The 23,439-nt window shown below is 55.0% G+C and carries 22 protein-coding genes and 1 pseudogene; 13 read left to right on the forward strand and 10 right to left on the reverse strand.

The genetic code is table 11. The features are described from left to right. The first annotated feature begins 513 nt into the window (after positions 1-513). The gene (locus tag ENTCL_RS23010) at positions 514-1,593 is read left to right on the forward strand and encodes an acyltransferase family protein (RefSeq protein WP_013366637.1); all 1,080 of its coding nucleotides are present in this window, start codon (positions 514-516) and stop codon (positions 1,591-1,593) included. Between the two features lie 181 nt (positions 1,594-1,774). Here the strand turns inward: ENTCL_RS23010 and ENTCL_RS13205 are convergent, their stop codons facing one another. The 4 genes and pseudogenes from ENTCL_RS13205 to icd all read right to left on the reverse strand — a co-directional run bounded on the left by ENTCL_RS13205 (position 1,775) and on the right by icd (position 5,022). Next, on the reverse strand, positions 1,775-2,851 hold the full coding sequence (locus tag ENTCL_RS13205; RefSeq protein ID WP_013366638.1) for an acyltransferase family protein: 1,077 nt from the start codon (positions 2,849-2,851) through the stop codon (positions 1,775-1,777). 51 nt (positions 2,852-2,902) lie between these two features. Further along, complete coding sequence (locus ENTCL_RS23720) at positions 2,903-3,073, reverse strand: hypothetical protein (RefSeq protein ID WP_013366639.1); 171 nt, start codon at positions 3,071-3,073, stop codon at positions 2,903-2,905. 115 nt (positions 3,074-3,188) lie between these two features. Then, a pseudogene (gene tnpA, locus ENTCL_RS23015) lies at positions 3,189-3,605 on the reverse strand (IS200/IS605 family transposase). A 166-nt stretch (positions 3,606-3,771) separates the two neighbouring features. Beyond that, entirely contained in the window at positions 3,772-5,022 is a 1,251-nt protein-coding gene (gene icd, locus ENTCL_RS13210) for an NADP-dependent isocitrate dehydrogenase (RefSeq protein ID WP_013366640.1), read from the reverse strand. A gap of 172 nt (positions 5,023-5,194) precedes the next feature. Here icd and rluE point away from each other — a divergent pair, with 172 nt between their 5' ends. From rluE to ENTCL_RS13250, 8 genes are all read left to right on the forward strand, one after another. After that, entirely contained in the window at positions 5,195-5,842 is a 648-nt protein-coding gene (rluE, locus tag ENTCL_RS13215) for a 23S rRNA pseudouridine(2457) synthase RluE (protein WP_013366641.1), read from the forward strand. Between the two features lie 15 nt (positions 5,843-5,857). Further along, entirely contained in the window at positions 5,858-6,331 is a 474-nt protein-coding gene (locus tag ENTCL_RS13220) for an NUDIX domain-containing protein (RefSeq protein WP_013366642.1), read from the forward strand. Positions 6,332-6,371: 40 nt separating this feature from the next. Beyond that, entirely contained in the window at positions 6,372-7,481 is a 1,110-nt protein-coding gene (gene mnmA / locus ENTCL_RS13225; protein WP_013366643.1) for a tRNA 2-thiouridine(34) synthase MnmA, read from the forward strand. A 44-nt stretch (positions 7,482-7,525) separates the two neighbouring features. Beyond that, positions 7,526-8,167, forward strand: a complete 642-nt coding sequence (gene hflD, locus ENTCL_RS13230; RefSeq protein WP_013366644.1) for a high frequency lysogenization protein HflD — start codon at positions 7,526-7,528, stop codon at positions 8,165-8,167. 3 nt (positions 8,168-8,170) lie between these two features. Continuing rightward, a complete protein-coding gene (gene purB / locus ENTCL_RS13235) occupies positions 8,171-9,541 on the forward strand; it encodes an adenylosuccinate lyase (RefSeq protein WP_013366645.1) in 1,371 nt (456 codons plus the stop codon). Positions 9,542-9,667: 126 nt separating this feature from the next. After that, positions 9,668-10,342 (forward strand): two-component system response regulator PhoP, encoded by a 675-nt coding sequence (phoP, locus tag ENTCL_RS13240; protein ID WP_013366646.1) that lies wholly within the window; start codon positions 9,668-9,670, stop codon positions 10,340-10,342. Continuing rightward, the gene (gene phoQ, locus ENTCL_RS13245) at positions 10,339-11,802 is read left to right on the forward strand and encodes a two-component system sensor histidine kinase PhoQ (RefSeq protein ID WP_013366647.1); all 1,464 of its coding nucleotides are present in this window, start codon (positions 10,339-10,341) and stop codon (positions 11,800-11,802) included. Before phoP ends, phoQ begins: the two co-directional genes overlap by 4 nt. Before the next feature lie 85 nt (positions 11,803-11,887). Then, the gene (locus ENTCL_RS13250; RefSeq protein ID WP_013366648.1) at positions 11,888-13,009 is read left to right on the forward strand and encodes a ribosomal protein uL16 3-hydroxylase; all 1,122 of its coding nucleotides are present in this window, start codon (positions 11,888-11,890) and stop codon (positions 13,007-13,009) included. A 100-nt stretch (positions 13,010-13,109) separates the two neighbouring features. Here ENTCL_RS13250 and pepT read toward each other — a convergent pair whose 3' ends face one another. Beyond that, complete coding sequence (pepT, locus tag ENTCL_RS13255; protein WP_013366649.1) at positions 13,110-14,333, reverse strand: peptidase T; 1,224 nt, start codon at positions 14,331-14,333, stop codon at positions 13,110-13,112. Positions 14,334-14,576: 243 nt separating this feature from the next. Between pepT and potA the strand changes: the two genes are divergently transcribed. Genes potA through potD form a run of 4 tightly spaced genes read left to right on the forward strand, consistent with a single transcriptional unit; the run spans position 14,577 to position 18,373 of the window. Then, positions 14,577-15,713 (forward strand): spermidine/putrescine ABC transporter ATP-binding protein PotA, encoded by a 1,137-nt coding sequence (gene potA, locus ENTCL_RS13260; RefSeq protein ID WP_013366650.1) that lies wholly within the window; start codon positions 14,577-14,579, stop codon positions 15,711-15,713. Then, positions 15,697-16,554, forward strand: a complete 858-nt coding sequence (gene potB, locus ENTCL_RS13265) for a spermidine/putrescine ABC transporter permease PotB (protein ID WP_013366651.1) — start codon at positions 15,697-15,699, stop codon at positions 16,552-16,554. The genes potA and potB overlap by 17 nt, the downstream gene beginning before the upstream one ends. Then, positions 16,551-17,342, forward strand: a complete 792-nt coding sequence (gene potC, locus ENTCL_RS13270; RefSeq protein ID WP_013366652.1) for a spermidine/putrescine ABC transporter permease PotC — start codon at positions 16,551-16,553, stop codon at positions 17,340-17,342. Before potB ends, potC begins: the two co-directional genes overlap by 4 nt. After that, on the forward strand, positions 17,339-18,373 hold the full coding sequence (potD, locus tag ENTCL_RS13275) for a spermidine/putrescine ABC transporter substrate-binding protein PotD (protein WP_013366653.1): 1,035 nt from the start codon (positions 17,339-17,341) through the stop codon (positions 18,371-18,373). The genes potC and potD overlap by 4 nt, the downstream gene beginning before the upstream one ends. Before the next feature lie 39 nt (positions 18,374-18,412). On the opposite strand, the gene cobB is transcribed toward potD, so the two are convergent. The 5 genes from cobB to lolC are packed head-to-tail and all read right to left on the reverse strand — an operon-like array spanning position 18,413 to position 23,338. Beyond that, on the reverse strand, positions 18,413-19,231 hold the full coding sequence (gene cobB, locus ENTCL_RS13280) for a Sir2 family NAD+-dependent deacetylase (RefSeq protein ID WP_044612138.1): 819 nt from the start codon (positions 19,229-19,231) through the stop codon (positions 18,413-18,415). Positions 19,232-19,244: 13 nt separating this feature from the next. Further along, positions 19,245-20,156: an N-acetylglucosamine kinase gene (gene nagK / locus ENTCL_RS13285; RefSeq protein ID WP_013366655.1), complete on the reverse strand. Its 912-nt coding sequence runs from the start codon at positions 20,154-20,156 to the stop codon at positions 19,245-19,247. A 44-nt stretch (positions 20,157-20,200) separates the two neighbouring features. Then, positions 20,201-21,445 (reverse strand): lipoprotein-releasing ABC transporter permease subunit LolE, encoded by a 1,245-nt coding sequence (lolE, locus tag ENTCL_RS13290; RefSeq protein ID WP_013366656.1) that lies wholly within the window; start codon positions 21,443-21,445, stop codon positions 20,201-20,203. Then, complete coding sequence (lolD, locus tag ENTCL_RS13295) at positions 21,445-22,146, reverse strand: lipoprotein-releasing ABC transporter ATP-binding protein LolD (RefSeq protein ID WP_013366657.1); 702 nt, start codon at positions 22,144-22,146, stop codon at positions 21,445-21,447. Before lolD ends, lolE begins: the two co-directional genes overlap by 1 nt. Next, the gene (gene lolC, locus ENTCL_RS13300) at positions 22,139-23,338 is read right to left on the reverse strand and encodes a lipoprotein-releasing ABC transporter permease subunit LolC (protein WP_013366658.1); all 1,200 of its coding nucleotides are present in this window, start codon (positions 23,336-23,338) and stop codon (positions 22,139-22,141) included. Before lolC ends, lolD begins: the two co-directional genes overlap by 8 nt. Positions 23,339-23,439: the final 101 nt, after the last annotated feature.

The following is a 23,439-nucleotide window of genomic DNA, read 5'->3' on the forward strand; positions in this document are numbered from 1 at the left end:
TTGATTATCAAAAGCCATATCTGAGTTTTGATAACCACTTTTCCATAAATAATCGCTGACTACGGGTACATGTCAAATTGCTCGTGTAGTGAAATTCCAGGCTCAGCATAACTCCGCGCCGGCAACGGAAACGACTCTATTACCAGATCATCTCCATTGCGCTAAGTATCAATTCCGATGGTTTGTCTGGTCGGTATAATCACCTTTTTTAGCCTATCCATACGCTGACCTCCTCTTCCGTGAGAAACTGCCCACACTCTTTGCCAGCGAATAAACTAACCGGTCTGCAGATATCAGTAACCTTTTGGATTGAGCTTTACGACAGCCCTGAGCGCGAGTTGAATGTCAGATTCCCTCGTCAGGATCTATGCTGCACCAGTACAGGTCGCCAGACCCGTGTTCTTCGCTCCAGAGAATGCGTAGATGTGGTTCATATCTAAAGAGTGAGGTAAACTGGAAAGCAATTCCATCGCAAGATAAAATGTTAAAAAACAGAAATCAATGGGCTGAACCTTGAAAAAAACAACTTCTGAGATACTAGAAAGAGGCAATAATAATTTCGATCTTCTTAGAATAATTGCTGCATCAGCAGTAATTATTTATCACTCATTTGCCTTGAATCCCTCATGGGGGCTAACTGATCCAACCAAAAACATTTTAACTTATGTTACAACTGGTGGACTGGCAGTAAAATTGTTCTTTTTTATAAGCGGATTATTGGTTACAAACAGTTTACTCAAAAATAAATCCTTAGTTCACTTTATAATTTCAAGAGCGTTTAGGATCATCCCCGCATTGTACTTTGTAATTTTAGTTCCTTCTTTATTCATAGGTCCATTATTGACATCTCTGTCGGCACATGAGTATTATTCATCAGGACTACTTTACGAATATATATTTCGTAACTTAATTATTGATACTAGATATTTTTTGCCGGGAGTGTCATTCGAAAACACGTATGGATTTAATGGTTCGATATGGACAATAAGGTATGAGGCACTCTGCTATATAACTCTCGCATTTCTTTTCTCAATTGGCTTGCATAAATACACGAAACTTTCTTCAATAATATGTTTAATCATAATCTTTGAACCTATCACACCGTTTAAGGGTTTTTTATTTGCATCTTCCGATAACAATGGAATTTACCTCCTGGCACCGTGTTTCGCTCTTGGTTCACTGGTTGCTTTGCATAAGAATTCATACAGACCATCTGTATGGCATGCAGTTGCTTTGCTCATAGCAGCAGTAATTTTTCATAGGTACGAAATCACTTTTTCCCTGTTAGTTTGTTGTTCTGCATGTCTGTTTGCACTGAGTCTCTCAGCTAATCGTTGGTTTATTAAACTAAAAATAAAAAATGATATCTCATATGGTGTATATTTATGGGGATTCCCTATCCAACAGATACTTTCTAAATATCAGGATTTGGGACCAGTATTTGGCATCACAGCATCACTATTCCTTTCATATTTGGTAGCCTCATTCTCATGGAAGTACATAGAAAAACCAGCTATAACGTTAGGAAAAAAAATTTCCAGTTCTTTTGTTTATTCTTTGCCACAAGAAAAAAATAGACCAACAGATAGTTAGCGGCGAAAAATTCGAAGGACAGTCATTATCTACTGTCCTTCTAAAATATTGACAGCATATAATTACTAAAAAAACCATGGTGTTATGCTGAAAACCACCATTTTGTTTTAATTATTTTCCAACAAAATACATTTAACTTATTTTATCAAAGCCTGCAAGTGCAGGCCTTTAATAAATACCATTATGTATTCTCTGCGCTAATGACATAAGAGTTTTGATTAACTTTTCTCATTATTGTTTTTCTAAATTTCTCGGTATTCTTTTCAATTATAAAATACATTAAGCATCCGAATAAAATAACAAAACAGAATATAAGAAGCTTAGAAACATTGCTAACACCATCTCTATCGAAAACCCAAAAAACATAATTGTATAAATATATAGTAAACGAGGCTCTTCCTATAAAAGCAGCACTCTTTACAATGAAGTTATCCTTTAAAGTGGAAAATTTCGATATCGACGAAACTAATAACAATGAAAAAACTGTTGAAACAATTATTTCGTAAGTTTTTACTTGATTATTAAAAGAACCACCTTTATATAGTAATGAAAAAACAAAAATCAAAATCGTAAGATAAAATACACTATCTTTTGATACTATACGGCTAATACGCTCCTGATAAGTTGCACACAACCACCCTAGAACAAATAGGTACAGATATGATGGAATCCCCCATGTTAACAATTTATTCTCAGAATAACAATTCAATGAAATGGATAAAACAAACAATATTAAAAGCAATGCAAGAAGACTTGCATTGCTTTTGAAAAAAATAATTAAAAATGGAAGAAGTATGTAAAACTGCATCTCCACGGCTAACGACCAATACACACCACTTATACTAAAAAAAGTATTTTCATTAAGGTTGTGAATATAAAACAGATGGCTTAACACATCTATAGCACCGGTGGGCTTGACTGCCACTCCAAATATGTTGATTGCCACAACCCAAAATATGATTGATACATAATAAGGCCCAGATATTCTGAGGTAGCGATTAAACATATATATTAAATATGAATTTATATTAGCATGCCCATCTGAGAATATTCGTTTCGCAGAACCAGCCATGCAGTAACCCGATAGTACAAAAAACATACCAACCCCAACCCACCCATTACCTGCTATACCCATGGTATTAAAGCCTAACGGAAGGTCGTAGCCAGTTGATTTTGACCAAACAAAAATATGGAAGGCCGTGACAAGCATAACGGCCATGGCTCTTCCTATGTCTATAATTTCATTTCTATTTTTCATGATCCCCTCATCAGCTCACATGAATTTTATATCATTTCCCTATGTATTTCATTACGATAATGTCTGAGTAGTTACTTTGAACTCACCATTTGAATACAACCAACCAATATCTACAAATTTATCCGTGATTTTTACCAACTCATCTTCATAACTACTACTTCCGTCACAGATGATAATGTTAGTTACCATACTATCTCTTATAATTGCGTAGATATCGCTCATTATGCATACTCCCAGATAATGACCATTCCCGGAGAGCCGGCATTGATAACGCCCCATAGGGGCGTACTAAGTCCAGACTCTGAGGGCCTTCCCTTCACACCTCTTTTAGTGGAAGCTAGCTCTCTTCAACTTCATGTTTTTCCTTATACTTCACATATTTTCTGATCATTTCTTCGTTTATACCTACGGTATCCACGCGGTAACCCCGTACCCAAAAATGATTGCCCCATAGCTTGTTCTTCCACAAGTAGGGAAATTTACTGAACAATCGAAGTGCCGTTTTACCCTTTAAATGACCTATTACATGTGAAATTGAAAGCCGTGGCGGTACTTTTACCAGCAAATGAACATGATCTATCTGGACATTCAGCTCCACCACTTCTATCCCGAGCTGTTCACTTGAGATCCTTATTTGCTTCTAGACCTCTTTACCTACATTGTTCCTCAGGATGCGAAATCGGTACTTGGGTGTCCAAACGATATAATATTGACAACTCCAGAGCAGATGAGATGCTTTCTGGAACCTACTCATGGTTAAATCTTTATCAGTTATGGGATAACAGATTCGGATTTTCCCATGAGTAGTATTACTGGCAGAGCCAACCTGTTGCTGACCACCTTCATAGGAGGTGGTGTTCTTTCAGAGATAAAAAACGGGAGCCCATCGGCTCCCGTTCTCATTAAACCCAAAACCTGGATTACATGTTCGCGATAATCGCGTCGCCAAACTCTGAACATTTCAGCAGCTTAGCGCCATCCATCAGACGCTCGAAGTCATAGGTCACGGTCTTGGCAGCGATTGCGCCTTCCATACCTTTGACGATCAGGTCTGCAGCTTCGAACCATTCCATGTGACGCAGCATCATCTCAGCGGAAAGGATAACGGAGCCCGGGTTCACTTTATCCTGGCCGGCGTATTTCGGCGCCGTGCCGTGGGTTGCTTCGAACAGCGCGCATTCGTCGCCGATGTTGGCGCCCGGAGCGATACCGATACCGCCAACCTGTGCCGCCAGGGCGTCGGAGATGTAGTCGCCGTTCAGGTTCATACAGGCGATAACATCATACTCTGCCGGACGCAGCAGGATCTGCTGCAGGAACGCATCGGCGATGACATCCTTAATGATGATCTCTTTGCCGGTACGCGGGTTTTTGATTTTCTGCCACGGACCGCCGTCAATCAGCTCGCCGCCGAACTCTTCGCGCGCCAGCTGGTAGCCCCAGTCTTTAAACGCGCCTTCGGTGAACTTCATGATGTTGCCTTTGTGCACCAGGGTCACAGAGTCGCGATCGTTGGCGATGGCGTATTCGATAGCCGCGCGCACCAGACGCTTGGTCCCTTCTTCCGAGCACGGCTTGATGCCGATGCCGCAGTGTTCCGGGAAGCGAATTTTCTTCACGCCCATCTCTTCGCGCAGGAACTTGATAACCTTCTCGGCATCCGCAGAGTCGGCTTTCCACTCGATACCGGCGTAAATGTCTTCCGCGTTTTCACGGAAGATAACCATATCGGTCAGTTCCGGGTGTTTAACCGGGCTTGGCGTGCCCTGGTAGTAGCGCACCGGGCGCAGGCAGACGTACAGGTCCAGTTCCTGGCGCAGGGCCACGTTCAGGGAGCGAATACCGCCGCCGACGGGCGTCGTCAGAGGGCCTTTAATGGCAACGCGGTATTCACGAATCAGGTCGAGGGTTTCAGCCGGCAGCCAGACGTCCTGGCCGTAGACGTGGGTAGATTTTTCGCCGGTATAAATTTCCATCCAGGAAATTTTACGCTCGCCTTTGTAGGCTTTTTCTACGGCGGCATTCACAACTTTGATCATCGGCGGGGTCACATCAACACCGATACCGTCACCTTCGATGAACGGAATAATCGGGTTGTGAGGAACATTCAGTTTGCCGTTTTGCAGGGTAATTTTTTGGCCTTCCGCCGGAACAACTACTTTGCTTTCCATTAACCTCTCCTTCGAGCGCTTCTGGTGGTTGCTCGCTCTCCTTCACGTCCCCGGTGCGTTGCTACCGCAACGCGAATTAGGTTGAGCACTGTTTTTGTTAATGATTTGTAATGAGCCTGTCAATATTACCTGAATGTTGGGTTTCATGAAAGGTGTTCGTAATTAGGCTATAATGCGGCAATTGATACAGCCTGAAAATACCATGAGCAAAACTTCTTTTAGAAATCACCGCCTTGAGCGATTCAGCTCACGACAGACGACCAGACAACGTCAGGAAAACCTGCCAAAACGGGTAATTTTGTTCAATAAACCTTACGATGTTTTGCCGCAGTTTACCGATGAGGCCGGACGCAGCACCCTCAAAGACTATATTCCCGTCCAGGGCGTTTACGCCGCCGGGCGTCTGGATCGCGACAGCGAAGGCCTGCTGGTGCTGACCAACGACGGGCCGCTGCAGGCGCGCCTGACCCAGCCGGGCAAACGCACGGGGAAAATCTATTTTGTGCAGGTCGAGGGAGAGCCCGGCGAGGAGGCGCTTGCCGCCCTGCGCAGCGGCGTGACCTTAAACGATGGTCCCACCCTGCCCGCAGGCGCTGAGCGCGTTGCCGAGCCGACGTGGCTCTGGCCGCGCAACCCGCCCATTCGCGAGCGAAAATCGATCCCCACCAGCTGGCTTAAAATCACGCTTTATGAAGGACGCAACCGTCAGGTGCGCCGGATGACGGCGCATGTGGGCTTTCCCACGCTGCGTCTTATCCGCTACGCCATGGGCGACTATTCGCTGGATAACCTCGCCAGTGGCGAATGGCGCGACGCATAATATTAAGGAGCCATAATGTTTAAACCCCACGTCACCGTCGCCTGCCTGGTCCATGCCGCAGGGAAATTTTTGATCGTTGAAGAGACAATCAACGGCAAAGCGCTGTGGAACCAGCCCGCCGGACATCTGGAGGCCGATGAAACGCTGGCGCAGGCCGCCGAGCGCGAGCTGTGGGAAGAGACCGGGATCCGCGCCGCGCCGCAGCACTTCATCCGCCTGCATCAGTGGATAGCGCCGGATCACACGCCGTTCCTGCGCTTTTTATTCGCCATCGATCTTAGCGAAACGTGCGCGACAGAACCCCACGACAGCGATATTGACCGCTGCCTGTGGGTCAGCTCGCAGGAGATCCTGCAGGCGGATAACCTGCGCTCGCCGCTGGTTGCCGAGAGCCTCCGCTGCTGGCAGACGGGCGTGCGCTACCCGCTGTCGCTTATCGGCGAATTTAACTGGCCGTTTACAGAGGGTGTCAAGCACGGGTCCGCGTGATAGAATACGCCGCCTTGAAGTTCAATGTCGTGAGTATTCCATGTCAGATAACAGCCAGAAAAAAGTAATCGTCGGCATGTCCGGCGGTGTCGATTCCTCCGTTTCCGCTTACCTGCTGCAGCAGCAGGGGTATAAGGTGGAAGGCCTGTTCATGAAGAACTGGGAAGAGGACGACGGCGAGGAATACTGTACTGCCGCTGCGGATCTGGCCGATGCCCAGGCCGTGTGCGATAAGCTCGGCATTGAGCTGCACACCGTTAACTTTGCCGCCGAATACTGGGATAACGTCTTCGAGCTGTTCCTCGAAGAATATAAAGCGGGCCGTACGCCGAACCCGGATATCCTGTGCAACAAAGAGATCAAATTTAAAGCCTTCCTCGAGTTCGCCGCAGAGGATCTTGGCGCTGACTATATCGCCACCGGGCACTATGTCAGGCGCGCCGATGTCAACGGCAAAAGCCAGCTGCTGCGCGGGCTTGATAGCAACAAAGATCAGAGCTACTTCCTCTATACGCTGAGCCACGAGCAGATTGCCCAGAGCCTGTTCCCGGTCGGCGAGCTGGAAAAACCGCAGGTGCGTAAAATCGCCGAAGAGCTCGAACTCATCACCGCGAAGAAAAAAGACTCCACCGGCATCTGCTTTATCGGCGAGCGTAAATTCCGCGACTTCCTGGGCCGCTACCTCCCGGCGCAACCGGGCAAAATCATCACCGTTGACGGCGATGAGATTGGCGAACACCAGGGCCTGATGTACCACACCCTCGGCCAGCGCAAAGGGCTCGGCATTGGCGGAACGAAAGACGGTAGCGAAGATCCGTGGTACGTCGTCGATAAAGACGTTGAGAACAATATTCTGGTGGTGGCCCAGGGCCACGATCATCCGCGCCTGATGTCGGTTGGCCTGATTGCCCAACAGCTGCACTGGGTCGATCGCGAGCCGGTGACCGGCACGCTGCGCTGCACGGTGAAAACCCGCTACCGCCAGACCGATATCCCGTGCACCGTGACCGCACAGGATGATTCCCGTATTGAGGTTCGCTTTGACGAGCCCGTTGCCGCCGTCACCCCCGGGCAGTCCGCCGTGTTCTACCTCGGCGAAGTGTGCCTCGGCGGCGGCATTATTGAGCAGCGCCTGCCGCTGCCGGTTTAACACACGCAATATGCGCCGAAAGGCGGGTAACACAAGGAAAGCACGTGGCGAAGAACTATTACGACATCACTGTGGCGCTGGCGGGAATTTGCCAGTCCGCCCGACTGGTGCAACAGCTGGCACATCAGGGGCACTGCGACAGCGATGCGCTGCACGTCTCCCTGAATAGCGTCATCGACTTAAACCCGGACTCCACGCTGGGCGTTTTCGGTGGCAGCGAGGCCAATCTTCGTCTCGGTTTAGAAACGCTGCTCGGCGTACTGAACGCCAGCAGCCGTCAGGGGCTGAATGCCGAACTGACGCGCTATACGTTAAGCCTGATGGTGCTGGAGCGAAAGCTCGCCGGCAGTAAAGGCGCGATGGACACCCTCGGCAACCGCATCGCCGGTCTGCAGCGTCAGCTGGAGCATTTCGACCTGCAGTCAGAAACGCTGCTGAGCGCGATGGCGGGCATCTATGTGGACGTTATCAGCCCGCTGGGGCCGCGTATTCAGGTCACCGGCTCCCCTGCCGTGCTGCAAAGCCCGCAGGTGCAGGCCAAAGTGCGCGCCAGCCTGCTGGCCGGGATCCGCGCCGCGGTGCTCTGGCATCAGGTCGGCGGCGGGCGCCTGCAGCTTATGTTTTCTCGTAATCGCCTGTCCACACAGGCCAAACAAATTCTTGCTCATTTAACCCCGGAGTTGTGATCTATGGAATTATCCTCACTGACCGCCGTTTCCCCTGTCGACGGACGCTACGGCGATAAAGTCAGCGCGCTGCGCGGGATTTTCAGCGAATATGGTTTGCTGAAATTCCGCGTACAGGTTGAAGTACGCTGGCTGCAAAAACTGGCCGCGCACGCAGCGATCAAGGAAGTTCCTGCTTTTGCTGCCGACGCAATCGGTTTCCTCGATAAAATCGTCGCTGACTTTAATGAAGACGATGCCGCGCGGATTAAGACCATCGAGCGTACGACCAACCACGACGTCAAAGCGGTTGAGTACTTCCTGAAAGAGAAAGTCGCCGATGTGCCTGCGCTGCATGCCGTTTCTGAGTTTATCCACTTCGCCTGTACCTCTGAGGACATTAACAACCTCTCCCACGCGCTGATGCTGAAAACCGCCCGCGATGAGGTGATCCTGCCGTACTGGCGCAAGCTGATTGACGCAGTGAAGGACCTCGCGGTGCAGTACCGCGACATCCCGCTGCTCTCCCGCACCCACGGCCAGCCGGCGACGCCGTCCACCATGGGCAAAGAGATGGCGAACGTGGCCTACCGTATGGAGCGCCAGTTCCGCCAGCTGGGCCAGGTGGAAATCCTCGGTAAAATCAACGGCGCCGTGGGTAACTACAACGCCCATATCGCCGCCTACCCGGAAGTGGACTGGCACCAGTTCAGCGAAGAATTCGTGACGTCGCTTGGCATCCAGTGGAACCCGTATACCACCCAGATCGAGCCGCACGACTATATCGCCGAGCTGTTCGACTGCGTGGCGCGCTTCAACACCATCCTTATCGACTTCGACCGCGACGTGTGGGGCTACATCGCCCTGAACCACTTCAGGCAGAAGACGATCGCCGGTGAAATCGGCTCCTCCACCATGCCGCATAAGGTTAACCCGATCGACTTCGAAAACTCCGAAGGCAACCTCGGTCTCGCCAACGCGGTGATGCAGCACCTGGCAAGCAAACTGCCGGTTTCCCGCTGGCAGCGCGACCTGACGGATTCTACCGTTCTGCGCAACCTGGGCGTCGGCATCGGCTATGCGCTGATTGCCTACCAGTCCACACTGAAGGGCGTCAGCAAGCTGGAAGTGAACCGCGACCGTCTGCTGGCGGAACTGGACAGCAACTGGGAAGTGCTGGCAGAGCCGATTCAGACCGTGATGCGCCGCTACGGCATTGAAAAACCGTACGAAAAACTCAAAGAGCTGACCCGCGGCAAGCGCGTGGACGCCGAAGGGATGAAGCAGTTTATCGACGGTCTGGCGCTGCCGGAAGAAGAGAAAACGCGCCTGAAGGCCATGACGCCGGCCAACTACATTGGCCGCGCCACCACCATGGTTGACGAGCTGAAGTAAGCGCACGAATCCCTCTTTCCGCCCGGAAAGAGGGTTCTCCCGCCCCGGTTTAATAAATGTTTATCCCCGCAACAACATAATCAGCGTTAAACTACTCAAATCGAAAACGAAAAAGGGAGAAAAGGTATGCGCGTACTCGTGGTTGAGGATAACGCCCTGCTTCGCCATCACCTGAAAGTGCAGCTACAGGAATTAGGCCACCAGGTCGATGCGGCTGAAGATGCAAAGGAAGCGGACTACTACCTGGGCGAGCACGTGCCGGATATCGCGATTGTCGATTTGGGTTTGCCGGATGAAGACGGACTGTCGATGATCCGCCGCTGGCGCAGCCACGACGTCTCGCTCCCGATCCTGGTGCTGACGGCCCGTGAAGGCTGGCAGGATAAAGTCGAGGTTCTAGGCGCCGGTGCGGACGACTATGTGACAAAACCGTTCCACATTGAAGAAGTGGCCGCGCGCATTCAGGCGCTGATGCGCCGTAACAGCGGGCTGGCTTCTCAGGTGATCACCATCCCGCCGTTTCAGGTCGACCTCTCCCGTCGCGAGCTCTCAATTCATGACGAAGTGATTAAGCTGACGGCGTTTGAATACACCATTATGGAAACGCTGATCCGCAACAGCGGCAAAGTGGTCAGCAAAGACTCCCTGATGCTGCAGCTGTACCCGGATGCCGAACTGCGCGAAAGCCACACGATTGATGTGCTGATGGGCCGCCTGCGCAAAAAAATCCAGGCGCAGTACGCGCAGGACGTGATTACAACCGTACGGGGTCAGGGCTACCTGTTCGAACTACGCGGATGATAAAATTGCTCCGGCATATTCTGCCGCTTTCGCTGCGCGTCCGTTTTCTGCTGGCTACCGCCGCCGTTGTGCTGGTGCTTTCACTGGCCTACGGCGTAGTGGCGCTGGTCGGCTATAGCGTCAGCTTCGACAAAACCACCTTCCGCCTGCTGCGCGGCGAGAGCAACCTGTTTTATACCCTGGCGAAATGGGAAAATAATCAGGTCACGGTCGAACTGCCGGAAAACCTCAATCTGCAAAGCCCGACCATGGCGCTGATTTACGATCAGAACGGCAAACTGCTGTGGATGCAGCGCGACGTGCCGTGGCTGATGAAGAGCATCAGCCCGGACTGGCTTAAGGCCAACGGTTTTCATGAAATCGAAGCCGACATTAACGCCTCAAAAATGCTGCTGCATGATGACCATAAAATTCAGCAGCAGCTGCAGGATTTACACCAGCAGGACGAGGAGTCAGAGATGACCCACTCGGTGGCGGTGAATATCTACCCGGCGACATCGCGGATGCCGCAGCTCACCATTGTGGTCGTCGACACCATCCCTATTGAACTGAAACGCTCCTATATGGTGTGGAGCTGGTTTATCTACGTGCTGGCGGCCAACCTGCTGTTGGTTATCCCGCTGCTGTGGGTGGCGGCATGGTGGAGCCTGCGGCCCATAGAGGCGCTATCAAAAGAGGTGCGAGAGCTGGAAGAGCACCACCGCGAAGCGCTTAACCCGGAGACCACCCGCGAGCTCACCAGCCTGGTGCAGAACCTTAACCGCCTGCTGAAAAGCGAACGCGACCGCTACGACAAGTACCGCACCACCCTTACCGACCTGACCCACAGCCTGAAAACGCCGCTGGCGGTGCTGCAAAGCACCCTGCGCTCCCTGCGCGGCAATAAGCTCACCGTCGAGGATGCCGAACCGGTGATGCTTGAGCAAATCAGCCGTATCTCGCAGCAGATTGGTTATTACCTGCACCGGGCAAGCATGCGCAGCGGCAGTTCGCTGCTGAGCCGTGAGCTGCATCCGGTCGCCCCGCTGCTGGATAGTCTGACCTCAGCGTTGAATAAGGTCTATCAGCGCAAAGGCGTCAATATCACCCTCGATATTTCGCCGGAAATCAGCTTTGTCGGCGAACAGAACGACTTTATGGAAGTGCTGGGCAACGTGCTGGATAACGCCTGCAAATATTGCCTGGAGTTTGTCGAGGTCTCCGCCCGTCAGACCGACGATCATCTGCATATTTTCGTTGACGACGACGGTCCGGGGATCCCGCAAAGCAAGCGCGCGCTCGTGTTTGATCGCGGCCAGCGGGTCGATACGCTACGTCCCGGCCAGGGCGTCGGGCTCTCCGTCGCCAGAGAAATCGTCGATCAGTACGAAGGGAAAATCATTCCCGGCGACAGCCCGCTCGGCGGCGCCAAAATGGAGGTCATCTTTGGCCGTCAGCATCCCGACAACAAAGAGACCTGAGCCAGCAATTTTCTCCACCGCCTGCACCGCAAGGCGGTGGTATCCGTTATAATCCCAACAGAACCTGCCTGTGGAATATAACATTATGGATTATCACTTAACGCTCAACTGGCCCGACTTTATCGAACGCTACTGGCAAAAACGCCCGGTAGTGCTGAAGCGCGGCTTTAACAATTTCGTCGACCCGATCACCCCTGACGAACTGGCCGGACTGGCGATGGAAAACGAAGTCGACAGCCGCCTGGTCAGCCATCTCGACGGCAAATGGCAGGTGAGCCATGGGCCCTTTGAAAGCTACGATCACCTGGGTGAAAACAACTGGTCGCTGCTGGTGCAGGCGGTAAACCACTGGCATGAGCCCACGGCGGCGCTGATGCGTCCGTTCCGCGCTCTGCCGGACTGGCGCATGGACGATCTGATGGTCTCCTTTTCCGTGCCCGGCGGCGGCGTGGGCCCGCATCTCGATCAGTATGACGTCTTTATCATTCAGGGAACCGGCCGCCGCCGCTGGCGCGTGGGCGAAAAGGCGCCTCTGAAGCAGCACTGCCCGCACCCGGACCTGCTGCAGGTCGACCCGTTTGACGCCATCATCGACGAAGAGATGGAGCCGGGCGATATCCTCTATATTCCACCGGGATTCCCGCACGAAGGCTATTCGCTGGAGAACTCGCTCAACTATTCCGTCGGCTTCCGCGCGCCGAGCGGTAAAGAGCTCATCAGCAGCTTTGCCGACTACGTGCTGCAGCGCGAGCTCGGCACCCACCGCTACAGCGACCCGGACGTACCGTCCCGCGAGCACCCGGCGGATATCCTGCCCCAGGAGCTGGATCGTCTGCGCGATATGATGCTGGGATTAATCCAGCAGCCGGAGCAGTTTAAGCAGTGGTTTGGCGAATTTGTCAGCCAGTCGCGCCACGAGCTCGACGTTGCGCCGCCGGAACCGCCCTACCAGCCGGATGAAATTTATGACGTGCTCAGACAGGGGGATAAGCTGGTGCGCCTCGGCGGCCTGCGCGTGCTGCGCATTGCCGATGACGTCTTTGTTAACGGCGAGAAAATCGACTCTCCGCACCGTCCGGCCCTGGAGGCGCTGGCCAGCCATATCGTGCTGGGCGAAGACCACTTCGGCGATGCGCTGGAAGACCCGTCGTTCCTCGCCATGCTTGCCGCGCTGGTCAACAGCGGCTACTGGTTCTTCGAGGATTAATTGACGTATGTGGCCGGGCGGCACTGCGTTTGCCCGGCCTGCATGATGTGCGGAACCATTGGCCGGGTAAGGCAAAGCCGCTACCCGGCTTTTTTTAGCGCTACTGCTTCGCCGCCAGCGCGGCGATTCGCACGATCACCTGAACGGCTTTTTCCATTCCTTCCAGTGTCACAAACTCGTGTTTGCCGTGGTAGTTATAGCCGCCGGTAAACAGGTTCGGACACGGTAATCCCATAAATGAAAGCTGCGCGCCGTCGGTGCCGCCGCGAATCGGCTTCAGCTGCGGTTCGATATCGCAATCGCGCATCGCCTGCTGGGCGATGTCGAGAATATGCGGATACTCCATCACCTTTTCGCGCATGTTGTAGTAGCTGTCTTCGATGATAAGCTCGATATAGCAGTCCGGGTGCAGCCCTTTACCCACCTTCCTGGCAATCTCCATCATCTTGCGCTTGCGGGCTTCGAACTGCTTGCGGTCAAAATCGCGAATGATGTAGTGCATCTCCGCGCGATCGACGCTGCCCTTCATGCTGGTCAGATGGAAGAAGCCCTCATAGCCCTCCGTATGCTCCGGGCTCTCGTCGGCCGGAACTTCCGCATGGATACGGGAGGCCAGCGACAGCGCGTTGACCATCACGCCCTTTGCCGTGCCGGGGTGCACGTTGTTGCCGACTATTTTGATAGTGACCGACGCGGCGTTGAAGTTTTCATACTCCAGTTCGCCAACGCCGCCGCCGTCAACGGTGTACGCCCAGCGCGCGTCAAACGCCTCAACGTCGAAATGCTTCGCCCCTTTGCCGACCTCTTCGTCCGGCGTAAAGGCCACGCGAATGTCGCCATGGGGAATATTCTTCGCTTTCAGCACCGCCAGCGCGGTCATGATTTCGGCGACGCCGGCCTTATCGTCCGCGCCGAGCAGCGTTTTGCCGTCGGTGGTGATAAGCGTATGCCCTAACAGCTGATGCAGCACCGGGAACATCACCGGCGACAGCACCTCATCGCCGATGCCCAGCGCGATATCGCCGCCGCGGTAGTTCTCGACGATCTGCGGATTGACGTTTTTACCGCTGAAATCCGGTGAGGTATCGACATGAGAAATGAAGCCAATCGGCGGAATATCGCCCGCGACGTTGGCAGGCAGCGTCGCCATCACCGTGCCTTTCTCACTCAGGGTGACATTCACCAGCCCCATCTCTTCCAGCTGGCTTTTGAGCAAACGCAACAGTTTCCATTGTCCCTCGGTGCTCGGCACCTGGCGGACGCCCGGCTTCGACTGCGTATCCAGAGAAACGTACTGCAAAAAACGCTCAAGTAATTTATCCATGTAGTCACCCTCACTTTTTGTGACAACATTATCAATAAGCGTGAAAGCACAAATATTGCGTCAGGTCACTTTTAGCCCGGCAAACGGGAATTATTTTGTCGCGAGCTTTAAAGGTAGCGCATCAGGACTCGCAAAGATTGGCGATTTCAGAGGATTGCCGTAGAATGCCTGCCCTTGATATGTGCCAAACCCAAAAGGTGGTTAAACACAAACCCCGTAACGGCAGCCATCCGTTGCGTCTACATGGGACAGAGTAATAAATTGAATACACAACCGCGTTCGCTTTCACCGCTGGTGCAACTGGCGGGGATTCGTAAAGGCTTTGATGGCAAAACGGTGATTTCCGACCTCAATCTGACCATCAAGAACGGCGAATTCCTTACGCTGCTTGGCCCTTCTGGCTGCGGTAAAACAACCGTTTTGCGCCTCATCGCCGGGCTTGATAATGTCGATACGGGACGCATCCACCTCGAAGATCACGACATCACCGATGTTCCTGCCGAACATCGCCACGTTAATACCGTCTTTCAGAGCTACGCCCTGTTTCCGCATATGACGGTCTTCGAGAACGTCGCCTTTGGCCTGCGGATGCAAAAAACGCCCGCCGCCGACATCACCCCGCGCGTCACCGAAGCCCTGAAAATGGTGCAGCTGGAAGCGTTCGCCCAGCGTAAACCGCACCAGCTTTCCGGCGGCCAGCAGCAGCGCGTGGCCATCGCCCGCGCCGTGGTTAACAAACCGCGCCTGCTGCTGCTCGACGAGTCGCTGTCGGCGCTCGACTACAAGCTGCGCAAGCAGATGCAAAACGAGCTGAAAGCGCTGCAGCGCAAGCTTGGCATTACCTTCGTCTTCGTCACCCACGATCAGGAAGAAGCCCTGACGATGTCGGACCGCATCGTGGTTATGCGCGACGGCAAAATCGAGCAGGACGGTACACCGCGCGAGATTTACGAAGAGCCGAAAAACCTGTTCGTCGCCAGCTTCATCGGCGAGATTAACATCTTCAGCGCCACGGTTATCGAGCGGCTGGACGACCAGCGCGTGCGCGCTAACGTCGAAGGCCGCGAGTGCAATATCTACGTGAACTTCGCGGTGGAAAAAGGCCAGCGGCTCAACGTGCTGCTGCGCCCGGAAGATCTGCGCGTCGACGAGATCCACGACAGCGCCGAGGCGGAAGGCCTTATCGGCTACATCCGCGAGCGTAACTACAAAGGGATGACCCTTGAGTCGGTCGTCGAGCTGGAAAACGGCAAGATGGTGATGGTCAGCGAGTTCTTCAACGAAGACGATCCTGACTTCGACCACTCCCTCGATCAAAAAATGGTCATCAACTGGGTAGAAAGCTGGGAGGTTGTACTGGCTGATGAAGAACACAAGTAAATTCCAGAATGTGGTGATCGCCACGATCGTCGGTTGGCTTGTGCTGTTCGTCTTTTTGCCCAACCTGATGATCATCGCCACCAGCTTCCTGACCCGCGACGACATAAGCTTCGTCCAGCTGGTCTTCACGCTGGAAAACTACGCGCGCCTGCTCGATCCGCTCTATGTTGAGGTGCTGCTGCACTCGCTCAATATGGCGCTGGTGGCAACCGTGGCCTGCCTGGCGCTCGGCTACCCTTTCGCCTGGTTTCTGGCAAGGCTGCCGAAGAAAGTGCGCCCGCTGCTGCTGTTCCTGCTGATTGTCCCCTTCTGGACCAACTCGCTTATCCGTATCTACGGGCTGAAGATTTTTCTCAGCACCAAAGGCTACCTCAACGAGTTTCTGCTGTGGCTGGGCGTTATCGATACGCCGATTCGCATCATGTTCACCCCCGGGGCGGTGATTATCGGCCTCGTCTACATCCTTCTGCCGTTTATGGTGATGCCGCTTTACTCCAGCATTGAAAAGCTGGATAAGCCGCTGCTGGAGGCGGCCAAAGACCTGGGCGCCAGCAGGCTGCAGACCTTTACGCGCATCATCATTCCGTTGACGATGCCGGGGATTATCGCCGGCTGTCTGCTGGTGATGCTGCCGGCGATGGGGCTGTTCTACGTCTCCGACCTGATGGGCGGCGCAAAAAATCTGCTTATCGGCAACGTGATTAAAAGCCAGTTCCTCAATATTCGCGACTGGCCGTTCGGCGCGGCGACCAGCATCACCCTGACCGTGGTGATGGGCCTGATGCTGCTGGTGTACTGGCGCGCTTCTCGTCTGCTGAATAGAAAGGTGGAGCTGGAATGATCGGAAAACTGCTTCGCGGCAGCTTCATGACTGCCATCTACGCCTACCTGTATATCCCGATCATTATTCTGATCGTCAACTCGTTTAACAGCTCGCGTTTTGGTATCAACTGGCAGGGATTTTCCACACAGTGGTACAGCCTGCTGATGAACAACGACAGCCTGCTGCAGGCGGCGCAGCACTCGCTGACGATGGCGGTGTTTTCCGCCACTTTTGCGACGCTGATTGGCTCACTTACCGCCGTGGCGCTCTATCGCTACCGCTTTCGCGGTAAACCGTTCGTCAGCGGAATGCTGTTTGTGGTGATGATGTCGCCGGATATCGTGATGGCCATCTCCCTGCTGGTGCTGTTTATGCTGCTTGGCGTACAGCTCGGCTTCTGGTCGCTGCTGTTTTCGCACATTACCTTCTGCCTGCCGTTTGTGGTGATAACGGTCTATTCGCGCCTGAAAGGGTTTGACGTGCGGATGCTGGAAGCGGCGAAAGATCTGGGCGCCAGCGAGATAACCATTCTGCGGAAAATTATTCTGCCACTGGCGATGCCCGCGGTCGCCGCCGGGTGGCTGCTGAGCTTTACCCTGTCGATGGACGATGTAGTGGTGTCGTCCTTCGTCACCGGCCCTGGCTACGAAATCCTGCCGCTAAAAATTTACTCTATGGTCAAAGTCGGCGTTTCACCCGAGGTGAACGCGCTGGCGACCATCCTGCTGGTACTGTCGCTGGTGATGGTGATTGCCAGCCAGGTTGTTGCTCGTGATAAAACAAAATCTCAGAGGACATCAAAATGAAAAAAATGCTTGCCGCTGCGGCGCTGGTGCTCGGTATGGGCGCGGCGCACGCCGATGACAGCAAAACGCTCTACTTCTACAACTGGACGGAGTACGTACCGCCGGGGCTGCTGGAGCAGTTCACCAAAGAGACCGGCATTAAGGTTATCTACTCGACCTACGAGTCGAATGAAACCATGTACGCCAAGCTCAAGACCTACAAAGAAGGCGCCTACGATCTGGTCGTGCCGTCCACCTACTTTGTCGACAAAATGCGCAAAGAGGGGATGATCCAAAAGATAGACAAGAGCAAGCTCAGCAACTTCAGCAACCTCGACCCGCAGATGCTCAACAAGCCGTTTGACCCGAATAACGACTACTCCATTCCGTACATCTGGGGGGCGACGGCGATTGGCGTGAACCGCGACGCTATCGACCCGAAAACCGTCACCAGCTGGGCCGACCTGTGGAAACCGGAGTATAAAGGCAGCCTGCTGCTGACCGACGACGCGCGCGAAGTGTTCCAGATGGCGCTGCGCAAATTGGGCTACTCGGGCAATACCACCGACCCGAAAGAGATTGAAGCGGCGTATAAAGAGCTGCAGAAGCTGATGCCGAACGTTGCGGCGTTCAACTCTGATAACCCGGCTAACCCGTATATGGAAGGGGAGGTCAACCTCGGCATGGTGTGGAACGGTTCGGCGTTTGTCGCCCGCCAGGCCGGAACGCCGCTGGAGGTCGTGTGGCCGAAAGAAGGCGGGATCTTCTGGATGGACAGCCTGGCTATCCCGGCGAATGCGAAGAACGTCGACGGCGCCCTGAAGCTGATTAACTTCCTGCTGCGCCCGGATGTGGCGAAACAGGTGGCGGAAACCATCGGCTACCCGACGCCGAACCTGGCGGCGCGTAAACTGCTGGCGCCGAAAATCGCCAACGATAAAACGCTGTACCCGGATGCCGAAACCATCGAGCACGGCGAGTGGCAAAACGACGTCGGCGACGCCAGCCGCATCTATGAAGACTATTACCAGAAGCTGAAAGCAGGACGGTAACAGACAAAAGCGGAGCCACCTGGCTCCGCTTTTTTTTACTTACAGCTCCTGCAGGAGCTTATCGATAAAGGCCGGCACCACGTCACTGGCCAGACCGTAGTGCTTCTCCTCAAACTCGCTGCCGACCTGGCTTGGCTCGAGGTTCAGCTCCACCGTATGCGCGCCGTGCAGCCGGGCCTCATGAACAAACCCGGCGGCGGGATAGACATGGCCCGAGGTGCCGATAGCGATAAAAATATCGGCCGTCGCCAGCGCGCCGTAGATGTCGTCCATGCCCAGCGGCATTTCGCCAAACCACACCACATGCGGACGCAGCGGCGCCGGAAACTGGCAGCAGTGGCAGCGGTCGTCGGTGGTGACATCGCCCGTCCACTCCAGCACCTGGCCGCTCCAGGAGCAGCGAACCTTCAGCAGCTCGCCGTGCATGTGGATGATGCGCTGATTGCCGGCCCGCTCATGCAGGTTGTCGATGTTTTGCGTCACCAGCAGGAAATGGTCGCCGAGCGCCGCTTCCAACCGCGCCAGCGCCTGATGCGCCGGGTTAGGCGCAATCTCCGGCTGCTGCAGCTGGCGGCGGCGCGCGTTGTAGAACGCCTGCACCAGCGCCGGATCGCGGGCAAAGCCCTCCGGCGTCGCCACATCCTCTACCCGATGCTCTTCCCACAGGCCGTCCGCCGCGCGGAAGGTGCGGATCCCGGATTCGGCGGAGATACCCGCCCCCGTCAGCACGACGACTCTGGGTTTATCAAGCGTCTCAGGCACCCGGTCTCTGAAAAAAATCCGCTGGCGCAGACGTTCACGCAGCCGACGTTTATTACGGCGAAAACGACTGAGTCGATGTTGGCGGCGCGACAGCATAATAGCCCCTTTGTTAGTCAGTAAGGTGAAGGAACGCAGCGCCGCGCATTCCTCCGGCATCGCCATGACGCGCCCGCTCAATGCGGGGAACGCGCGCGACGGATAACAGATGGCGCGGCAGTCGTCCCGCCAGCCCGTCGGTTATGGCGCTAAAGTTAGACAAACCGCCGCCGATCACCACTAAATCCGGGTCGACAATGGTCAGAATATTACCAAGACACACGGCCAGCAAATCAAGATAGCGCTCAACGTGGGCGCGGGCCTTTGCGTCCCCCAGCTCCCAGAGCGCGACGATCTCCGGCGACGACAGAGGCTGCTGGTAATAGTGTTCGTACAGCCAGGCGAAACCGCGGCCGGAAAGGTAGTTCTCGATACAGCCCAGCTGCCCGCAGCCGCAGCGGGTCAGCGGAAAATCACGCCCCACCACCTCCAGCGCATCGACCGGCAGGCGGATATGGCCAAATTCGCCGGTAATATAGCTATGCCCGGTAATCGATTTTCCGTTCAGCACAATGCCGCCGCCGACGCCGGTCCCCAGAATCAGCCCCATCACCAGCGAATAGCGGGTGAACTCGTCATCCCAGGCTTCCGACAGCGCGAAGCAGTTGGCATCGTTATCCAGGCGAACATCGCGCCCGAGACGGGCGCTAAGGTCGGCGCGCAGCGGCCTGCCGCTGGCGGCGGGAACATTGGCGGCATACAGCGTGCCGTCGGCGGTTTCCGGCATCCCCGGAATACCAATGCCGACGCTCCCCTGCCCGCCGAAGCGCGCATCCGCTTCGGCGACAAGGCTCACGACGGCCTGCAGGAATGATTCGTAGCTGTCGCGCGGCGTGGGAACGCGTTTTTCCCACTGTAAACGCCGCTGCCCGTCAAACACGCCCAGCGCAATTTTGCTGCCGCCAATGTCAAATCCGTAATACATAACAGTAATTCCTCTTTTCGGCTGAACCCAGCCGTGACGGTAAATTACTGGCCGCTCAGCACCCTCGCAGGGTCGATACGGCTGGCGCGGCGGGCAGGATACCAGCTTGCCAGCAGGCTCAACGCCAGTGCTGTGACCAGCACATAAATAACATCCAGCCAGTGCAGTTCGGACGGCAGGAAGTCAATAAAATAGATATCACCCGACAGGAACTGATGGCCAATCAGGTGCTCAATGCCTTTGATAATCGGGGTGAGCTGCAGCGCGCAGATAACGCCAATCACCACGCCGCACAGGCTGCCGAACAGCCCGGCCAGCAGTCCGTACCAGACGAAAATCGCGCGGATGAGGCCATCTTTCGCCCCCAGCGTACGCAGCACCGCGATGTCGCCGCTCTTGTCCTTCACCGCCATCACCAGCGTGGAGACGATATTGAAGCAGGCAACGCCGATCACCAGCACCATCGCCAGATACATAATGGCACGGATCATCTGGATATCACGATACATATAGCCATAGGTCCCGATCCAGCTTTTGATATAGACGTAGCTGTTGGTCACTTCCCCGGCATCGCGGACCAGCTTATTGGCGTTAAACACGTCGTTCACTTTGATGGCGATACCGGTCACGCTGCTGCCCATGTCCAGATACTGCTGGGCGTCCGCCATCGGGATCATCGCAAAGCTGTGATCGAGCTGGCCGCTGAGCTGCAAAATCCCGGCGACATGCAGACGCACGCGTTTTGGCTGCAGCAGCTGATGCTCCGCGTCAGAGTTCGGGATCATGATAGAGACCCAGTCGCCCTGCTTAACCTTCAGCGCATCGGCAACGCCCTTGCCCAGAATGATCTGCTGCCCGCCGGCTTTAAAATCGGCCCAGGCGTTGTTCTGCACGTATTTCGGCAGCGCGCTGAGCTGCATCTCCTCAACCGGATCAACGCCCTTGACCTGAATCGCGCGCAGGTTGCTGCCGCTCTCAATCAGCCCGGTAAAGTTGATGTACGGCGCGGCGGCGGCAATGCCTTTCACCTTCTGCACCTTCGCCAGCGCGTCGCGCCAGTTGTTCCACGGCTGATGGACCGGCTCAATCTCGCCGTGCGGCACCACCGCCAGAATACGGTTATTCAGCTCACGTTCGAAGCCGTTCATCGCGCTAAGGCCGACGATCAGTACCGCAACGCCGAGCGCGATCCCCACGGTCGAGATCACGGAAATCAGCGACACCATGCCGCCGCGCCGCCGCCCGCGGCTAAAACGCAGGCCGATCAGCAAAGATAACGGAGAAGCCATTAATCAGCCCCCATCAGGGTCATATCTGCGCTCAGGTGGCCATCGCGCATCTCCAGCTGGCGGTTCATGCGCTTCGCCAGCTGCAGGTCATGGGTCACGACCAGGAACGCGGTGCCCTGCTGCGAATTCAGCTCGCCGAGGAGCTGGAAAATGCTGTCAGCATTGCGGGCGTCAAGGTTGCCGGTCGGCTCATCGGCCAGCACCAGACGCGGGTTATTGACCAGCGCACGGGCAATCGCCACGCGCTGCCGTTCGCCGCCGGAGAGCTCCGACGGACGGTGGCTGCGGCGGTGGTCAAGCCCGACTGCGTTGAGCATCGCCCTGGCGCGCGCCTGAATTTCGCTGGCCTTCTTTTTGCCGATCAGCAGCGGCATCGCCACGTTTTCCTCGGCGGTAAAATCCGGCAGCAGATGGTGGAACTGATAGATAAAGCCCAGCTCGCGGTTGCGTAATTCGGCTTTCGCCGCCAGCGACATCGCGCTCAGCGCTTTGCCGCTAAAGATAACGTCGCCGGAGGTCGGCGTATCCAGCCCACCCAGCAGATGCAGCAGCGTACTTTTGCCGGAGCCGGAGCTGCCGACGATCGCCATCATCTCGCCTTCATCAATGCTGAAACTGACGTTGTGCAGCACGTCGGTCTGCACGTTGCCTTCCTGATAGCGTTTGCACAGGTTGTCGCATTGCAACAGGATCTTATTCATAACGTAAAGCCTCAGCGGGTTGGGTGGCGGCAGCGCGCCATGAAGGATAAAGCGTAGAAAGCAGCGCCAGCAGCATCGCCACCAGCGCGATAACGACCACCTGCAGCGGCTCGATAGCCACCGGCAGCGCGCCGCCATCAATGAAAGCGCCGAGGATCGGCATCAGGTTATTCAGCTGGCTTGCCAGCAGTACGCCAAGGACAGCCCCCAGCAGCGCGCCAATCACGCCCGCGCTGGCGCCCTGCACCATGAAGACCGCCATGATCTGCCGCGGGGTCAGCCCCTGGGTCTGCAAAATGGCGACCTCGCCCTGCTTCTCCATCACCATCAGCCCCAGCGAGGTGATGATGTTAAAAGCGGCGACCGCGACAATCAGGCTCAGCAGCAGCCCCATCATATTCTTTTCCATCCGCACGGCCTGGAACAGCTCGCCCTTACGCTCGCGCCAGTCCTGCCATTGAGTGCCCTGCGGCAGCGTCTGCTGGCTCAGGGTATCCACCTGTAGCGGCTTGTCCAGCCACAGACGCCAGCCGGTAATGTTGCCTGCCGGGTAGCGCATCAGGCGCGAGGCGTCCTGGATATTGACCAGCATCTGGTAGCCGTCCACTTCGCTGTTGGCGGCAAAGGTGCCGATGACGTTGAACAGGCGCTGGCTCGGAATACGGCCCATCGGCGTAAACTGGCTCGCCGACGGCACCATGACGCGGATCTGATCCCCGCGATTAACCCCAAGCTGACCGGCAAGCTGCTCGCCGAGGATCACGTTGTACTGGCCGGCGGCAAGGTCGGTTTGTTTAATATTGACCAGGTACGGCGTCAGCGGATCGTTCTGCGCCGGGTCGATCCCCAGCATCACGCCGACCGCCACGCTGCGCGCGCTCTGCAGCACCACGTCGCCGGTCGTCAGCGGCGCGACGCGGTCCACGCCCTGCAGCTTCAGCGCGCTGGCGGGGAGCTGCTGCGGGTTAATCGACCCCTGTTCGGAGCTGATAATGGCCTGCGGCATCAGCCCCAGGATGTTGTTTTGCAGCTCGCGCTCAAAACCGTTCATGACCGACAGTACGGTCACCAGCGCCATTACGCCAAGCGTAATGCCGATAGTCGACAGCCAGGAGACAAAGCGACCGAAGCGGTCGGCTGCGCGGCCGCGCATATAGCGCAGGCCAATGAATAGTGCGACAGGTTGGTACATGTAATCCGTCTGGTTGCTGATAGCAGAAGCACGAGTATATAAGCGAAAGGGGGATGGGTAAATGACTGAACCGTAAGCGCAAGCCTGACAATTCGCCGCGA

This window comes from [Enterobacter] lignolyticus SCF1, from assembly GCF_000164865.1.
GTDB classification, from domain to species: Bacteria; Pseudomonadota; Gammaproteobacteria; order Enterobacterales; family Enterobacteriaceae; genus Enterobacter_B; species Enterobacter_B lignolyticus.

What these genes read in the sequence shown, in the direction of transcription:
- ENTCL_RS13220 (WP_013366642.1), top strand. Translation starts at nt 5,858, where the DNA reads ATGTTTAAACCCCACGTCACCGTCGCCTGCCTGGTCCATGCCGCAGGG.
- purB (WP_013366645.1), top strand. Translation starts at nt 8,171, where the DNA reads ATGGAATTATCCTCACTGACCGCCGTTTCCCCTGTCGACGGACGCTAC.
- lolD (WP_013366657.1), bottom strand. Translation starts at nt 22,146, where the DNA reads ATGAATAAGATCCTGTTGCAATGCGACAACCTGTGCAAACGCTATCAG.
- potC (WP_013366652.1), top strand. Translation starts at nt 16,551, where the DNA reads ATGATCGGAAAACTGCTTCGCGGCAGCTTCATGACTGCCATCTACGCC.
- ENTCL_RS13205 (WP_013366638.1), bottom strand. Translation starts at nt 2,851, where the DNA reads ATGAAAAATAGAAATGAAATTATAGACATAGGAAGAGCCATGGCCGTT.
- cobB (WP_044612138.1), bottom strand. Translation starts at nt 19,231, where the DNA reads ATGCTGTCGCGCCGCCAACATCGACTCAGTCGTTTTCGCCGTAATAAA.
- lolC (WP_013366658.1), bottom strand. Translation starts at nt 23,338, where the DNA reads ATGTACCAACCTGTCGCACTATTCATTGGCCTGCGCTATATGCGCGGC.
- icd (WP_013366640.1), bottom strand. Translation starts at nt 5,022, where the DNA reads ATGGAAAGCAAAGTAGTTGTTCCGGCGGAAGGCCAAAAAATTACCCTG.
- ENTCL_RS23720 (WP_013366639.1), bottom strand. Translation starts at nt 3,073, where the DNA reads ATGAGCGATATCTACGCAATTATAAGAGATAGTATGGTAACTAACATT.
- phoQ (WP_013366647.1), top strand. Translation starts at nt 10,339, where the DNA reads ATGATAAAATTGCTCCGGCATATTCTGCCGCTTTCGCTGCGCGTCCGT.
- ENTCL_RS13250 (WP_013366648.1), top strand. Translation starts at nt 11,888, where the DNA reads ATGGATTATCACTTAACGCTCAACTGGCCCGACTTTATCGAACGCTAC.
- potB (WP_013366651.1), top strand. Translation starts at nt 15,697, where the DNA reads ATGAAGAACACAAGTAAATTCCAGAATGTGGTGATCGCCACGATCGTC.
- pepT (WP_013366649.1), bottom strand. Translation starts at nt 14,333, where the DNA reads ATGGATAAATTACTTGAGCGTTTTTTGCAGTACGTTTCTCTGGATACG.
- mnmA (WP_013366643.1), top strand. Translation starts at nt 6,372, where the DNA reads ATGTCAGATAACAGCCAGAAAAAAGTAATCGTCGGCATGTCCGGCGGT.
- nagK (WP_013366655.1), bottom strand. Translation starts at nt 20,156, where the DNA reads ATGTATTACGGATTTGACATTGGCGGCAGCAAAATTGCGCTGGGCGTG.
- potA (WP_013366650.1), top strand. Translation starts at nt 14,577, where the DNA reads ATGGGACAGAGTAATAAATTGAATACACAACCGCGTTCGCTTTCACCG.
- lolE (WP_013366656.1), bottom strand. Translation starts at nt 21,445, where the DNA reads ATGGCTTCTCCGTTATCTTTGCTGATCGGCCTGCGTTTTAGCCGCGGG.
- rluE (WP_013366641.1), top strand. Translation starts at nt 5,195, where the DNA reads ATGCGGCAATTGATACAGCCTGAAAATACCATGAGCAAAACTTCTTTT.
- potD (WP_013366653.1), top strand. Translation starts at nt 17,339, where the DNA reads ATGAAAAAAATGCTTGCCGCTGCGGCGCTGGTGCTCGGTATGGGCGCG.
- phoP (WP_013366646.1), top strand. Translation starts at nt 9,668, where the DNA reads ATGCGCGTACTCGTGGTTGAGGATAACGCCCTGCTTCGCCATCACCTG.